Raw genomic sequence first — 14,772 nt, forward strand, 5'->3', positions numbered from 1 at the left:
CTAGGCGGCCCAGCGCCGCTCAGAACCCTAGGTGCTGCCGAGGCCATAGCGAGCATCCAGACCTAGGCGCGTATTTTCGGGCTTGCACTCCACGCTTTTTCTGTGCCTGTATCCTCTGCCACCCGCCCGCTGCGCCTTTCGCCAGCCGAGGTATTTGCCGACAACCTTACCGCCTACGCCGCCGAGGAGCAGCACTTTGCCACGCGGCACCGTGCCGTAGGTTGGCTGCGGGTGTTCCTGTTTGTGGCAGGCGCGGGCGGCACGTGGTGGCTGTTCGAGCGCGGCCAAAACGCCCTTGCCGTGGGCTGGCTGGTGGTGGCGTACGTGCTGTTTTTGCTGGTGATGCGCTGGCACGGCCGCATTGGCTACCAGCTGCGCCAGCGCCAGCTGCTGCGCCTCATCAACCAAGAGGAGCTCGACCGCCTAGGTGGCAAGCTCGCCGGGTTAGACGAGGGGCAGCGCTACGCCAACGCCGCGCACCCCTACACCGCCGACCTCGACGTGTTTGGCCCGCACTCGTTGTTTCAGCTGTTAAGCCGCACCACCTCGCGCTTGGGCCAGGATGCATTGGCTGGGTGGTTGCAAACTCCCGCGCCGCTCGAGCAATTGTGGCTGCGCCAGCAAGCCGTGGCCGAGCTGGTGCCCGATGTGGTGTGGCGGCAGCACTGGCAGGCGCGGGCCCGCCACTTTCCGAAGCAGTCCGACGATCCACGGCCTTTTTTGCAATGGATGCACGCCCCCGATTTCTACGCCCAACGCGGCTGGCTACTGGGGTTGTTGTTCGTGCTGCCGCCGCTGGCGCTGTTGGGCTCGGCGTTGTGGCTCACGGGGTGGTCGGGCTGGTTGGCCGGTGGCCCTTTTTTGGCGATGTACGCGCTCAACCACCGCTTCCGGAAGGAGCGCGACGCTGTGTTCGAGCGCAGCATGGACATGTACGATGTGCTGCGCGCCTACCGCGACCAGCTGCTGCACCTCGAGGCGCGCCCCTGCACCACGCCGTACCTGGCCAGCTTGCGCAACCGCCTGCTCGAGCGCGGCGCGCCGGCCTCGCGCTACGTGGCGCGGTTGGCGCGCATTGCCCAAAATTTCTCGTTGCGCTGGAGCACCTTGGCCGGCTTCTTCGCCAACAACCTGCTCATGTGGGACTTCTTCTGGATGTGGCGCCTCGAGCGGTGGAAGCACCAGTTGGGCGGCGCCCTCGAGCCTTGGCTGGAGGTAGTAGCCGAAGTGGAAGCCCTGGCCAGCCTGGCCGCCACCCAGTACGCCAACCCCGAATGGGCCGTGCCCGAGGTGGTAAACGAGCCGCTTACGTTCGAAAGCGAGGCCCTGGCGCACCCGCTCATCTTCAGCCCGGAGCGGGTGGCCAACAACTTTGGCACCGTGGGCGCCGGCCGCACCGCCCTGATTACGGGCTCCAACATGTCGGGCAAAACCACGTTCCTGCGCACGGTAGGCGTAAACTTGGCGCTGGCCCTGGCCGGCGGGCCGGTGTGCGCCCGCAGCCTGCGCTGCGGCCCGGCGCAGCTCTTCACGGCCATGCGCACGCAGGATAACCTAGCCGAAAGCACTTCCTCGTTTTACGCCGAGCTAAAGCGCCTGCGCCAACTGCTCGACCTAACCGAGCAAGGCCAGCCGGTTTTCTTTTTGCTCGATGAAATCCTGAAAGGCACCAATTCGCGCGACCGGCACGATGGCGCCCGCGGCCTTATCCGGCAACTGCACCGCCGCCCGGCCAGCGGCTTCGTGAGCACCCACGACCTCGAGCTCGGCGATTTGGAGCAGGAGCTGCCGGGCTTTGTAACCAACTACAGCTTCAACAGCGAAATCATCGGCGACGACATCCGGTTTGATTACCGCCTCACGCCGGGCCTGTGCCGCGAGTTCAACGCCAGCAAGCTGATGGAGCTGATGGGCATTGGCACAAAGTAGCCACGGCATGCAACGCCGGTAGGGGAGAGTGGCTCTTGCCATAAACCACCAACCCCATTGCCGCTATGAAAACAACCGCTCTACTCGGCCGCGTGCTCGGGAGCTTGCTACTGCTCGCCCCCCTAGGTGCCTGCGAGAAAGATGGCGACGCCCAGGCCAACGTGGCAGTGCTGTACGAGCAAACCTACTGCCTCGATCGGTGGGGCGGAGCCTACTCGCCCGATGAGTTAATAACCAAGGCCACCGCTTACTTGCAGCAGCAGGGCATTGCGTTAACCAACGCCCGGGCTGCCTCCGAGCGCCCTGCCCAGCTGTGCAACGCGTGCTCGTGCAAATCGGGGGTGGTGTTGCGCGGCAGCGTGCGCGAGCAGGCTGTGCCCGCCCTGTTGGAACTGGGCTTTGAGCGGCAATAGCCTACAGCTGGCCTAGGTGCAAACGGTAAAAACAGCGCCCCAGGCCGGGGCGCCGTGGGGCTGTGGCGTGCGAGCGGCTACCGGCCGCCCGTGCGGCGGCGCGCGTGGGGCCTAGGTACTAAGCTCGCCAGAGCATCGTGGCAAACACGTAATTCGCTCATTTGCATTGGTTAAGCTTATATAACTCCGGAACTATCCTCCTAACTTTAAAGTATGCATTGGAAATACACAGCGGAGTAAGGCTTGGGGGCAAATGCGCGGGTTATTAGCCCGGTGCTTAAGGCAGCCAACGCGTTACAAGTCACCAATGCATCGCATATTACGTATACAACCGGGCTCTGCGCCACCGAGCCCCGATTGCTGCGCCACACTACTTATTTGCCTCCACCGTTCAGCCCACATCGTATCGCCTGCACCCTACGCCAATTCTTTCACCCATGGAGGTTTACCGCGAAATTTTGCCCGAAAGCTATTTGCTCATCCTCGCCGACGATATACCTGCCAACGTGGATGACGAAGATGCCCTCGACCGCGCGCTGCGCCGCGCCAGCCGCAGCGGTAAATCGAGCGTGTGGGTTGATTGCAGCCACTTGCACCACCTGCCCGCCGACGCTGCCGAACTGTTGGGCTACTACTACCAACGCCTGTCGCGCCACGGCATGAGCCTGGTGCTGTGCCACCTGAACGCCGACGTGCGTGCCGAGCTGGAGTCGCTGACGGCCACGCCGCTGCCGGTGGTCGAAACCCTGCTCGACGCCGAGAAATACTGCCACCAAGAGCTGCAAAACCGGCGCTTGTCGGCATAACTAGCGCCTTTACAATGCCCTTTTTGCAAGCGCAAAGCCCGGCCACACGGCCGGGCTTTGCGCTTTTGGGAGCCTGGGCACCTAGGGCCAACCTAGGCCACCGGGGGCCGCGACTCTACGCCGCCAAACAAGTAGAGCATAAGGGCCCGCGAGTAACGAAACACCACCGGCGTAGACAGCAGGGCCACCCCGCCTACCACTGAGATGTACACCCACAGCGGCGGGTCGTTGGCGAGGTAGTACAGCAGCACGCCCGATATCACGAAAATGGCCACCGTGAAGCCGTAGCTGAAGTACATGGCTCCCCAGTAAAAACCCGGCTCGGGCTCGTAGGCCTGCTTGCACACGGGGCAGGCCTCGGGCATATCGGCAAACTTGGTGATGTTGAAGGCAGAGCGCGAAAACAGCGGCCCCTCGTGGCAGCGCGGGCAGCGCAACCGCAGCAAAGCCCAAGTGGCCGACGATGCAGAATTAGCCATAGCAAAGCGTATTGTAAGCGTGGCAAAGGTACCGAAGGCTTATACGGGTAGCGCCGGCCATTTCGGGGTACTTACAGGACAAATCAACGGCCGAGCCGGCGGAAGGCTTCGGGCGTAAGGCCCGCATACTTGCGGAAGTACCGCGAGAAGTACGAAGCGTCGTCGAACCCTAGGTTGTAGGCTACCTCGGCTACCGAAAGGGCCGAGTGGTGCAGCAGGCGTTTGGCTTCAACCACCACGCGCTCGTGTATTAGGTTGCTGGCGGTTTTGGCCAGCAGGCGGCGGCACACAGCGTTGAGGTGGTTGGGCGTAAGATGCAGCCACGCGGCATAGTCGCGCACGGCTTTGTGCGTGCGGAAGTGCTCGTTCAGCAGCTGCTCGAAGGCTCGGAGCTGGTGCAAGCCAGGCTGCTGTCCTGCCGTGGGCTCGGGTTGGTGCTGCCGGGCGGCCAGTTCGAGCACCAGATGCAGGTAGGAGCGCAATACCTCCTGCTGGTTTGGGCTGGGCATGGCATGCTCCTGCTCCATGCGCCACAGCAGCGGGCCAATTAGCGGCTCGTTGGGCGGCAGGTACAGCACCGGCTGCCCGTGAGGGCCGAAGAAGGGGTAGGAGTAAAGCCGCTCGGCGGTGTGGCGTAGCAAGTAAAATTCCGGCGCGAAGAAGATATCGATGCCGCGGGTGTCGTCGGACAACGACCAGCTGTGCACCTGCCCCGGCGCCAGGAAAAACAGGGCGCCCGGCCGCACCTCGTAGGTTACAAAGTCGATGGTGTGGGTGCCGTGGCCGTGCGTGAAGTACAGCAGCACGTAAAAATCGTGGGCATGCGGCTCGTTTACGTCGGCAAAGCTGGCGCGCAACTCCTCGAGCCGTTGCAGCCGAAAAGGCGTTTGCGGCGGCGTGTGCGGAAAAGCATCAATGCACAGTACCGGTACGGCGGCGGGCTTCATTGGCGGAGGGAGTTAAGGCGGCCCCGGCAAAATACGGCAAACCCCAAGGCCCAACGGGGATTTTTTGCCTGCGTATGGCTACGTTGGCACGGCCAAGCCGCCAAGCCCGGCCGCCGCGCCGGGGCCGCTCCCCGCTTCCACCATGCGCAAACACGAACGCACGCTTCAGTACTTTTTCTTCGGGCAAGACTTCGCCGACGGCCTGCGCGTGGCGCTCAGCATTTTGCTGCCCGGCCTCACGCTGGCCCAGCTCGGGCATTTCGACCTAGGGCTTACCGTGTCGCTGGGGGCGGTGTGCGCCAGCCTGCCCGATTTGCCCGGCCCCATTGCACACAAGCGCAACGGCCTGCTGGTGTGCAACCTGCTGGTGTTTGCGGTGGCCTTGCTCACGGGCATTGCCCGCATGCACGTGCTGGCGCTGGGGGTTGAAATCGTGGCGCTCAGCTTCCTCTTCACGCTGCTATCGGTGTACGGCGTGCGGGCCGGGGCCATCGGCTCGGCCGGGCTGCTGATCCTCATCCTGACCATGGACCGCGACCTAGGGCCTGGGCAACTGCTGCCGTACGGCTTGCTGGTGCTGGCCGGCGGCTTGTGGTACACGCTGGTGGCGCTGCTGGCCTACCACGTGCAGCCCTACCGCCCCGCCCAGCGCGCGTTGGGCGAGTGCATTCATGCCATTGCCGAGTATTTCAGGCTGAAGGCCGAGTTCTACGACCCCGAAACCAGCCTGGAGCAGGATTACCGCGAGTTGCTGAAGCAGCAAGTGGTGGTAACCGAAAAGCAGGACGCCGCCCGCGAGATGCTGTTTAAAACCCGGCAAATCGTGCAGGATACCACCGGCACCGGCCGCCGCCTGGTGCTTACCTTCGTGGATGCCATGGACCTGCACGAGCAAGTGGTAGCAGCCTATTACGACTACGCCTCGCTGCGCCAGCGCTTCAACCACACGGGCGTGCTGGCCGATGTGGCCCGCCTGATCCGGCGCATGGCCACCGAGCTCGACCACCTAGGGCTGGCCATCCAGAGCAACCGCCCCTACGCCCACCACACCGACCGCACCGCCGAGCTGGAGCAGCTAAAAGCCCGCATCGACCGCATCGGGGAGCAGGAGCCCGGCAGCAACCTGGTGCTGCGCAAACTGCTCGTGAACCTGCGCAACCTGCACCAGCGCCTCGCCGATATCACCCGCTACGCCGACCCTGAATACCGCGCCCCGTTGGCACCTAGGGCCGGCGAGTCGGATTACGCGCGGTTTGTGTCGCGGCAGTCGCTAAGCCCGGCCCTGCTGCGCGACAACCTTACCATCGGCTCGGCCACGTTTCGGCACGCGCTGCGCGTAACGGTGGCCGCGCTGGTGAGCTTTGCGGCGGCCAAACTCCTGAACTGCGGCCACCACGGCTACTGGATTATGCTCACGGCGGTGTACATGCTCAAGCCTGGCTTCAGCCTCACCAAAGAACGGAACCTGCAGCGCGTGGGGGGTACGTTGCTGGGCGGGGTGTTGGGCGTGGCGGTGCTGTACCTGGTGCCCAGCGAGGTGCTGCAGTTCGGCTTCTTGCTGTTGTTCATGATTGTGGCCTACAGCTTTCAGCGGCGCAGCTACATGGTAATGGTGCTGTTCCTGACGCCCTACGTGCTCATTCTGTTTCACTTCCTAGGTATCCAGTACGTAAGCGCCGCCCAGGAGCGCGTGTTGGATACGCTAATTGGCTGCGCCATTGCCCTGAGCACGGGCTACCTGCTGCTGCCGCGCTGGGAATCGGAGCAGCTGGGCACCTACATGCGCGATGTGCTGCGCGCCAACCGCAACTACCTGTACCGCCTGGCCGAATGCCTGGGCGGCGGCACGCTCAGCGCTATGGACTACAAGCTGGCCCGCAAAGAGGTGTACGTGAGCTCCTCCAACCTGGCAGCGGCGTTTCAGCGCATGCTCTCGGAGCCCAAGCACAAGCAGCGCCACGAGGCCGAGGTGCACCAGTTTGTGGTGCTCAACCTCATTCTGTCGTCGAACATTGCCACGCTGGCATCGGCGGCTCGCGCTAATGCCTTGCCGGCCGTGCCGCCCGAAGCCGCAAAACCCCTGCGGCAGTCGTTGGCCCTGCTTGCCGAGAGCCTGCGCAAAGTCAGCCCCGACACCGCACTGCCCGAGCTGCCGCCGCTCCCAAGCGCCGCCCTAGGTGCCGAAGCCAAACTGGCGCCGACAGCCGAGGAAAAGCTGTTGCTGGAGCAGCTGGATTTCGTGCAGAAAGTAAGCGCCGACATCCGGAAAGTAACCGATGCGGTAGCGGCCTAGGTGCGCTAGCGGTAGTATTCGTACTGGTAGCGGAAGAGCGTGAGACGAGGTGCCCACGAGGTAACTAGCATGCTGCTAGGTGGCAGGTACCTAGGCAGCGGCGCGCAAAAAAGCCCCGCTGCGCAGCTTTCGAAAAAGCCAGGCAGCGGGGCTTACTTACCCATGCTGGTGCGGCGGCTTACAGCTTCAGACCCACCGAGGCAAACCACGTGCGGCCGTCGGCCGGCAACAGGCCAGGACCGGGGTAGCCGCCCGCCCGCCGCGTGAAATAGTACTTGTTGAACACGTTATTGACGCCGGCGCGCAGCGTAAAGCGCTTGGCAAACCGGTACGTGGCCGAGGCATCGGTAACGGAGTAGCCCGGCACGCGGCCGGTGGTAGCGGCCGCGTTGGGCGCCACGGTATTGTTGGCATCGGCAAACACCTCCGACACGCGCGTGAGCTGGGCCGTGGCCGAGAAGCCGCGGTGCGCAAACGTGCCCCCAAACCGGTGCGTGTACTTGGGCGCGTATTCCACGCGGTTGTTTTGCAGGTCGCCCTCCTGAATGCCGCCGCTCACGAGCGTGGCGGTGCGCAGTTGGGTGTAGCGCGCGTCAACCAGCGCCGAGGAGGCGTACACATCGAAGTGCGGCAAGGATTGGTCGCCGGTTAGGGCATGAATCACGTCCAGCTCCACGTAGGCCTCCAAGCCCTTGTGCACGCTGGTGCCAATGTTGGTCCGGAACTGCTGGGTTTGGCCCGCCGTGCCGCCGGGCACCGCGCGCCGCAGCGTGCCGATGCGGTCGTCGTAGCGCAGCCAGAAAGCGTCCACGTCGAAGGTGAGCACGTTGGCCCACGAGCCGCGGTAGCCCACCTCGGCGTTGAAACCGTTGGAGTCGCGCAGGTTCGGGTCGATTACGTCGGAGGTGGCGGGCGGGGTCAGGTCGCCGAAAGTTACGGGGCGGAAAGCGCGCGAGTAGTTGGCGTACAGGCTGGTTTGCTCGGTTACGCGGTACTCGGTGCCGGCGCCGTAGAGCAGCACTTGGCGGCGCGAGTTTTGGCTGATGCGGTTTTCGGAGCCGTCGGCGTTCAGGCTCAGGTAGCCACGGCCTTCGTTGTCGATAACCTCTAGGCGCAGGCCCGGCGTAAAGGTGAGGCGCGAACCCATGCGGAAGATGTTTTCGGCGAAGGCGGCGTAGTTGCGCGTGCGGAAGTGCAGCTTACGGCCGAAGCGCGGCGCCTGCAAATCGAGGTTAAAGTCGGCGTTCGTATCGCCGCGGCCTTGCTGCTGGCGGCGCAGGTTGGCCCCGAAGGCGCGCACGCCCACGGCCAGCGTGTGCTGCTGGCCCAGCAGGCCGTAGTCGGTTAGCAGGCGCAGCTCCGAGCCCAGGTTGCGGTACCGGTCGCGGTCGATTTGGCGGTTGGCGCGCAGGCCGGTAGTCGGGTTGGCGGCGTCGGCTACGTTCACGGCCCCGGTAAAGCCAATCGAGTTACGCTCGCCCAGCAGGCCAAACGTTTTCAGGCTCAGGCGCGTGCGGTCCGAAAACTGGTAGTCGGCCGTGAAGGCCGGCACCGTCCAGGGCGTGCTAAACCAGTTGCGGTTGCGGCTGCTGCTGCGCAGCTCGCCGCGGTTGAACTGCTCGTCGGTGAGGCCACCGGGTTGCTGAATCACATAGCCGAGGTGGCTGATTTCGGCCCCAAGACGCAGCTTGCTGGTGGCCTGAAACTGCACGTTGGCGTGGGCATTGCGCACGTTGAACTCGGAGTTATCGCGCCAGGCGCCGCCCAGGCGCTGCTGAAAGTAGCCGTAGTAATTTACTTTGCCCACGGTGCCGCCCAGCGAATTGAAGGAGCTCACGAGGCCGTTGTTGCCCACCGTGTTGTTGGTTTCAAACTGAAACTTTTTGTCGCGCGGGCCGCGCTTCAACTCGTAGTTCAGCAAGCCGCCAAACTGCGGGCCGTACTGCAGCGAGCCGCCGCCCCGGATAATCTGAATGCGCTCCACGGCCTCCAGCGGCGGGTTGTAGTACGCCTCGGGGTAGCCAAACGGGTCGGAGCTGATGTCCATGCCGTTCTGGCGGGTGTTGAACTCCCACGAGCGGTTGGGCGAAAGGCCGCGCGTAGCCACGTTGATTTGCTGGCCCGAACCGTCGCTTTCCCACACCGTTACGCCCGGCACCTTGGCAAACACCTGGCGCGAGCTGTTCATTACAAGGTTCGCGTCGAGCTTATCGAGCTGAACGACCTCGTTTTTCTTGCCGGCCGTGAGCGTGGTGCCGTCGACTTCCGGCGCGAAGGACGTGGCCTTGGCTGTTACCGTAACGCCGGCCAGCTCGCGCACGCTCTCCTCGATGGTAAGCTGCAACGAATGAGCCTTGCCGTTTTCCAGCGTGAGGGTTTGCGTAATGGGATTAATGCTGAGGCCCGTAACGGTAACTGTGGCTTCGCCGGCGGGCAAACCGTAGAGGCGGAATGCGCCGCGGGCATCGGTAACGGTGCTGCGGTTGAGCACGCTCACCAACGCGCCCTCCACGGGCTGGCCACTGCGGTCGAGCACGGTGCCGGTGATGGAGGCGCCCCGCTCGGGTGTGGTGCCAGGCGTTTCGGAAAGCGAGTTGAGAGAAGAAGCCGGAGTGGCCAAAGCTGGCGTGGCCGCGGCCAGCAAGCAAGAAAGCAAAAGCGGATTGGTTGGCATATAGAGCGGAAAAGCGGCACCGATGTGCGCCAGCGAATTCGGCTGCAAAATTAATTGGAACAATTCCAAATAGTAAAGAAGATTAGAAATAATCTAAATTATTCATCTAGGCCATAACATTCCGGGCAGCTAAGCAGTTGCCGATGCCGCCGCTCGGAGCCGCCTTGCTGCCGCCCTAGGTGTCCGGGACTCGGCATGGTACAAGGCACCTAGCCGCTTACCTTGCGCCCATGTCCGATTTTCGCCTGCAGGTATTTGAGGCAGTGGCCCGCCACCTCAGCTTTACCAAGGCTGCGCAAGAGCTGTTCGTCACGCAGCCGGCCGTCACCAAGCACATCCGGGAGCTGGAGCGCAGCTACGACCAACGCTTGTTTGAGCGGCGCGGCAACCGCGTGAGCCTTACCGATGCCGGCCAATTGCTGCTGCGCTACGCCACCCACGTGAGCGAGCTGCACCACCAGCTGGCCGAGCAGCTGCACACCCTGCACGATACCACCGCCGGCCGCCTGCGCCTAGGGGCCAGCTCTACGCTGGCGCAGTACGTGATTCCGGCGGTGTTGCCCGGTTTTCAGGCCCGGTACCCGCGCGTCGAGCTTACCATGCACATCGGCAACTCCGAGCAAATTGCCGATGCCTTGTTGCGCAGCCAAATCGACCTAGGGTTTGTGGAAGGCCAGGTAAAAAACCGCGACCTGCACTACGAACTGTTGCTCCATGATGAGCTGGTAGCCGTGCGCCGCGCCGCGGGTGGCCCAACGCCTGTCACGCCGCTTACCCTGGGCGAAGTGCTGGAACACCCGTTGGTGCTGCGCGAGCGGGGCTCGGGCACGCTCGAGGTGCTGGAGTTTGCTTTGCGGGCGCAGGGAATTCGGTTGGCGCAGTGCCGCGCTGCCATTTACCTCGACAATACCGAGGGCATTAAATCTTACCTAGGGGCGGCGCCGGAGTGCATCGGGTTCGTGTCGGTGCGGGCCATTAGCAAAGAGGTAGCGGCGGGCCAGCTCGAGGTAGTGCCCGTGGCGGGCTTGCATTTGTCGCGCCATTTCGAGGCCGTGTGGGTGCAGGGACAGCCGCTGATCAAAGCCGCGCAGCGGTTTCTGAGCTATGCCCACCAAGAGCTCGGCACGACTGCCGATAACTTTAAGTAATTGCTGATAAATATTAGTGATAACCTCGCGGCAGGGGAGTAGCGTAATTTTGTAAGTACGCTCCCTTCCCTACCCGCCCGTGAAACTCTCCCCGCCCGCCGCCCACCTGCCCGCGGCCCCAGCCGACGAAGACTGTAGAAACCACCTAGGCTTTTGGCAGCGGCCGCTGCGTTTCGGGCAGCGCGTTGTTACGCCTCAGCAATTGCTGTTTGGGCTGGCTTTGTTGCTATGCCTCAGTCCGCTGGGTTCGGCGCCGCTGGCGCTGGCCCTAGGTTTGGGGGTGGCCTTGCTCGCGGGCAACCCCTTTCCGGCGCACACCAAGCGCTACACCAGCCAGTTGTTGCAATGGTCGGTGGTGGGTTTGGGGTTTGGCATGAACGCCGAGGCCGCCTGGCGGGCCGGGCAGGAGGGGCTGCTGTTCACGGTGGTATCCATCCTGAGCACTTTGGTACTCGGCTACCTGGTGGGCCGCTGGCTAGGCATTGCCCGCAATACCTCGCACCTCATTGCCAGCGGCACAGCCATTTGCGGCGGCAGCGCCATAGCCGCGGTAGGCCCCGTGGTACAAGCCTCCGACGAAGAAATGTCGGTAGCGCTGGGTACGGTGTTCGTGCTCAATGCCATTGCGCTGTTTGCTTTTCCGCTCATCGGCGAGGCCCTGCACCTTTCGCAGCATCAGTTTGGCCTGTGGGCCGCCATTGCCATTCACGACACCAGCTCGGTGGTGGGTGCCGCCAGCCACTACGGCGACGAGGCCCTGCAAGTAGCCACCACCGTAAAGCTGGCCCGGGCCCTCTGGATTATTCCGGTCGCCCTGGGTACCGCAGCCCTCTTTCGTAGCCGCGGTGCCCGCGTAAAGCCGCCGTACTTCATCCTGGGGTTTGTGGGCGCCATGCTGCTGGCCACCTATGTGCCGGCGCTGCAGCCCTTTGCCCAAGTGCTGGTCAAGCTCGCGAAAGTGGGGCTCACGCTCACGCTGTTTCTCATCGGGGCGGGCTTGTCGAGGCAAGTGCTGAAGGCCGTTGGGCCCCGGCCCTTTCTGCAAGGCGTGGTGTTGTGGTTGGTTATTTCGGGTGCCTCGTTGTGGCTCATTGTGCACACCGTAAGCTAGCCGACCTAGGGCCCCGGCAGCCGCGGGCCAAGGACCTGGCGGGCCCGACGGACTTTTTCGGGCGGATCGGGTGTTCCAGCCGATAACCACCGCGCCCGGGTTCATCCCCGAAGCCGTACCTTCGCCGGCCCGTTTCGCTGCACGCCCCGATCAGCGGAATCAGTGAAATCCGACGCAAACCAGCGATTCATGAAGCTGCCCGCATTCAAAGACCTCATCATTTACGAAGACGATAACTACCTCGTCATCAACAAGCCGCCGTTCTTGGCCACGCTCGACGAGCGCCTGGGCACGGCAACCAACATTCTGCGCCTTGCCCGCGAGCACTACGACGACGTGCAAGCTTGCCACCGCCTCGATAAGGAAACCTCCGGCGCCTTGGCCTTGGCTAAAAACCCCGCTGCCTACCGCCACCTCGCCATGCAGTTCGAAGACCGCGAGGTAAAAAAGGTGTACCACGCCGTTAGCTGGGGCGTGCACCACTACGAGGGGCTGCGCGTGGAGCGCAACATCGAAACCACTACCAAAGGCAAAGCACGGCTGGCTGTAACCGGGAAGCCCGCCGAAACGCTGGTGCGCACCCTCGAAACCTACACCAAGCACACCCTGTTCGAATGCCTGCCCGTAACCGGCCGCATGCACCAGATTCGCCTGCACCTCATGTACTTGGAGGCGCCCATCGTGGGCGACAAAATGTACGGCGGCGAGGATTTCTACTTGTCGTCGCTCAAGCGCAAATTCAACATGAAGCAGGGCGAAGAGGAGCAACCGTTTATCAAGCGCTTTGCCTTGCACGCCCGCCAGCTCAGCTTTAGCGGCCTCGAGGGCGAAACCATAAGCGTGGAGGCCGATTACCCGAAGGACTTTCGGGTGCTGGTAGATAACCTGCGGCAGTACAGCTAACAGCGCGGTGTTGTGCGCCTCTTGTAATCCGTCCCGCCGGAACGATTGGGAATTGCCCTCGATGGCGCGGATCTGCAGCGTCCGTGTTACGAGTTGCTCGTGGCTTTCCTTGCATTCCTTTTAGCCACCGCATTGCATATCAAGCAAAAAGCACTAATTTTGTGTCCGTTTTTCCCGGGCCAGTTGCGTTCAGCGGCTGATTCGGGACTGACTTGCAAATACTTACCCAACCCACAAGAAACTGATCCATGGATCATCTGAGCTTTAAAACGCGCTCGGTAAACAAAGCCTCGGCCGAGAAGGCCTGGGTTATTGTTGACGCTAGCGCCGGCACGCTCGGGCGAGTTGCCAGCCAGATTGCAAACATTCTGCGCGGCAAGCACAAGCCCTCGTTTACGCCGAACGCCGACTGCGGCGACAACGTCATCGTCATCAACGCCGACAAGCTGCGCGTTACTGGCCGTAAGATGACCGACAAAATCTACCTCCGCCACACCGGTTACCCCGGCGGTCAGCGCAGCATCAACCTGCGCGACAAAATGGCGAAGAACTCGGCTTCGGTTATCGAGCACGCTGTGAAGGGCATGCTGCAGGGCAACCGCCTGGGCCGCGAGCAGTTCCGCAACCTGTTCGTGTACGCTGGTGCCGAGCACCCGCACGAGGCACAGCAGCCCACCGAGTACAAGCTCACCAACCTGTAAGAAACGACGTCGCCCTTGATCCATAAGGGCCGCGTTTTCATCGATTGATTGTTCAACTCATGGAAATCACCAACACTTCTGGTAGAAGAAAAACCTCGGTGGCTCGCGTGTATGTGCAAGCCGGGCAAGGGAATATCACTATCAACGACCGGGACGCGAAGTCTTACTTCAGCAACGAACTGCTGGAGGCTATCGTTAACCAGCCCTTCACCACGCTTGATGCCGTGGGTAAGTACGACGTGCGCGTAAACGTGCGCGGCGGAGGTATCAGCGCCCAGGCCGAAGCAATTCGCCTGGCTATTTCGAAGGCTTTGGTTGCCGAAAACGCCGAAGTTCGTCCTGCCCTCAAAAAGGAAGGCTTCCTGACGCGCGACCCCCGCATGGTGGAGCGCAAGAAGTACGGCAAGCGCAAGGCTCGTCGTTCGTTCCAGTTCTCGAAACGTTAATCTACCAGAAGAGCTCAAGTTATGGCATTGCCTACCTATAAAGATCTGCTGGATGCAGGTGCCCACTTTGGTCACCTCACCCGCAAGTGGGACCCGAAAATGGCGCCGTACATCTTCATGGAGAAGAACGGCATCCACATCATCGACCTGAACAAGACGCTGGCTTCGCTGGACCAGGCCTCTTCGGCCATCCGCAACATCGCTAAGTCGGGCCGCAAAATCATGTTCGTAGCCACGAAGAAGCAGGCTCAGGAAATCGTTTCGGACGAAGCGAAGCGCCTGAAAATGCCTTACGTGACCGACCGTTGGTTGGGTGGCATGCTCACCAACTTCGCGACCGTTCGTAAGTCGCTGAAGAAGATGAGCACCATCGACAAGATGGTGAAAGAGAACACCGCTTACGCTGCTATTGCTAAGCGCGAGCGTCTGATGCTGTCGCGTGAGCGCGAAAAGCTGGAGCGCGTACTGGGCGGCATCGCCGACCTGAGCCGCCTGCCCGCTGCTCTGTTCATCGTTGACGTGAAGCGCGAGCACATCGCCGTGAAAGAAGCTCAGAAACTGGGCATCCCGGTGTTTGCTATCTGCGACACCAACTCGAACCCCGAGCTGGTAGACTTCCCGATCCCCGCCAACGACGACGCCTCGAAGTCGGTACAGCTGATCATCAACACGATCGGCAAGGCTATCGAAGAAGGCCTGTCGGAGCGCAAGGTTGACAAGGAAGATGCCGACCGCAAGCAAGCCGAAGAAGAAGGCATCCAGGAGAAGCAGAACGCCGACGAATAGTCTGTTGAGAAGCTGAAAGTGAGAAGTCAGAAGCTAGAATCCGGCGGGTTGAATCAACTAGCGGGTTTTGCTTCTGGCTTCTTCTTGCTTCTAAGCCCCGTGGGCTTTCGCCCTTCATTCTAAACTCATTTCTAAG

Annotated in this window: 13 protein-coding genes; 10 read left to right on the plus strand and 3 right to left on the minus strand. The window is 62.3% G+C overall.

All coding sequences use genetic code 11. From position 1 onward, the window contains the following. The first annotated feature begins 102 nt into the window (after positions 1 to 102). The 3 genes from D3Y59_RS16520 (at position 103) to D3Y59_RS16530 (ending at position 3,148) form a co-directional block, all read left to right on the plus strand. Entirely contained in the window at positions 103 to 1,929 is a 1,827-nt protein-coding gene (locus D3Y59_RS16520) for a MutS-related protein (protein WP_240410407.1), read from the plus strand. A 65-nt stretch (positions 1,930 to 1,994) separates the two neighbouring features. Next, positions 1,995 to 2,342: a hypothetical protein gene (locus tag D3Y59_RS16525; RefSeq protein ID WP_119446045.1), complete on the plus strand. Its 348-nt coding sequence runs from the start codon at positions 1,995 to 1,997 to the stop codon at positions 2,340 to 2,342. Between the two features lie 437 nt (positions 2,343 to 2,779). Beyond that, positions 2,780 to 3,148 carry an STAS domain-containing protein gene (locus D3Y59_RS16530; protein WP_119446046.1) on the plus strand — a complete coding sequence of 123 codons (369 nt, stop codon included), beginning with the start codon at positions 2,780 to 2,782 and terminating at the stop codon, positions 3,146 to 3,148. Between the two features lie 92 nt (positions 3,149 to 3,240). Here D3Y59_RS16530 and D3Y59_RS16535 read toward each other — a convergent pair whose 3' ends face one another. Beyond that, positions 3,241 to 3,627 carry a DUF983 domain-containing protein gene (locus D3Y59_RS16535; RefSeq protein ID WP_240410408.1) on the minus strand — a complete coding sequence of 129 codons (387 nt, stop codon included), beginning with the start codon at positions 3,625 to 3,627 and terminating at the stop codon, positions 3,241 to 3,243. Positions 3,628 to 3,710: 83 nt separating this feature from the next. Further along, the gene (locus D3Y59_RS16540) at positions 3,711 to 4,574 is read right to left on the minus strand and encodes an AraC family transcriptional regulator (protein ID WP_119446047.1); all 864 of its coding nucleotides are present in this window, start codon (positions 4,572 to 4,574) and stop codon (positions 3,711 to 3,713) included. A gap of 142 nt (positions 4,575 to 4,716) precedes the next feature. Between D3Y59_RS16540 and D3Y59_RS16545 the strand changes: the two genes are divergently transcribed. Continuing rightward, a complete protein-coding gene (locus D3Y59_RS16545) occupies positions 4,717 to 6,867 on the plus strand; it encodes an FUSC family membrane protein (RefSeq protein WP_119446048.1) in 2,151 nt (716 codons plus the stop codon). Between the two features lie 178 nt (positions 6,868 to 7,045). Here the strand turns inward: D3Y59_RS16545 and D3Y59_RS16550 are convergent, their stop codons facing one another. Further along, positions 7,046 to 9,541, minus strand: coding sequence for a TonB-dependent receptor (locus D3Y59_RS16550; RefSeq protein WP_162910856.1), 2,496 nt, complete (start codon positions 9,539 to 9,541; stop codon positions 7,046 to 7,048). Between the two features lie 230 nt (positions 9,542 to 9,771). Between D3Y59_RS16550 and D3Y59_RS16555 the strand changes: the two genes are divergently transcribed. From D3Y59_RS16555 to rpsB, 6 genes are all read left to right on the plus strand, one after another. Then, positions 9,772 to 10,689, plus strand: a complete 918-nt coding sequence (locus D3Y59_RS16555; protein ID WP_119446050.1) for a LysR substrate-binding domain-containing protein — start codon at positions 9,772 to 9,774, stop codon at positions 10,687 to 10,689. Between the two features lie 79 nt (positions 10,690 to 10,768). Continuing rightward, on the plus strand, positions 10,769 to 11,800 hold the full coding sequence (locus D3Y59_RS16560; protein ID WP_240410409.1) for a YeiH family protein: 1,032 nt from the start codon (positions 10,769 to 10,771) through the stop codon (positions 11,798 to 11,800). A 189-nt stretch (positions 11,801 to 11,989) separates the two neighbouring features. Continuing rightward, positions 11,990 to 12,703, plus strand: coding sequence for an RluA family pseudouridine synthase (locus D3Y59_RS16565; RefSeq protein WP_119446051.1), 714 nt, complete (start codon positions 11,990 to 11,992; stop codon positions 12,701 to 12,703). A 248-nt stretch (positions 12,704 to 12,951) separates the two neighbouring features. Further along, a complete protein-coding gene (gene rplM / locus D3Y59_RS16570; protein ID WP_119446052.1) occupies positions 12,952 to 13,404 on the plus strand; it encodes a 50S ribosomal protein L13 in 453 nt (150 codons plus the stop codon). 59 nt (positions 13,405 to 13,463) lie between these two features. Continuing rightward, positions 13,464 to 13,850, plus strand: coding sequence for a 30S ribosomal protein S9 (gene rpsI / locus D3Y59_RS16575; protein ID WP_059072240.1), 387 nt, complete (start codon positions 13,464 to 13,466; stop codon positions 13,848 to 13,850). 21 nt (positions 13,851 to 13,871) lie between these two features. Next, a complete protein-coding gene (rpsB, locus tag D3Y59_RS16580; RefSeq protein WP_059072241.1) occupies positions 13,872 to 14,636 on the plus strand; it encodes a 30S ribosomal protein S2 in 765 nt (254 codons plus the stop codon). Positions 14,637 to 14,772: the final 136 nt, after the last annotated feature.

The sequence above is a fragment of the Hymenobacter oligotrophus genome (assembly GCF_003574965.1).
Lineage (GTDB): Bacteria > Bacteroidota > Bacteroidia > Cytophagales > Hymenobacteraceae > Solirubrum > Solirubrum oligotrophum.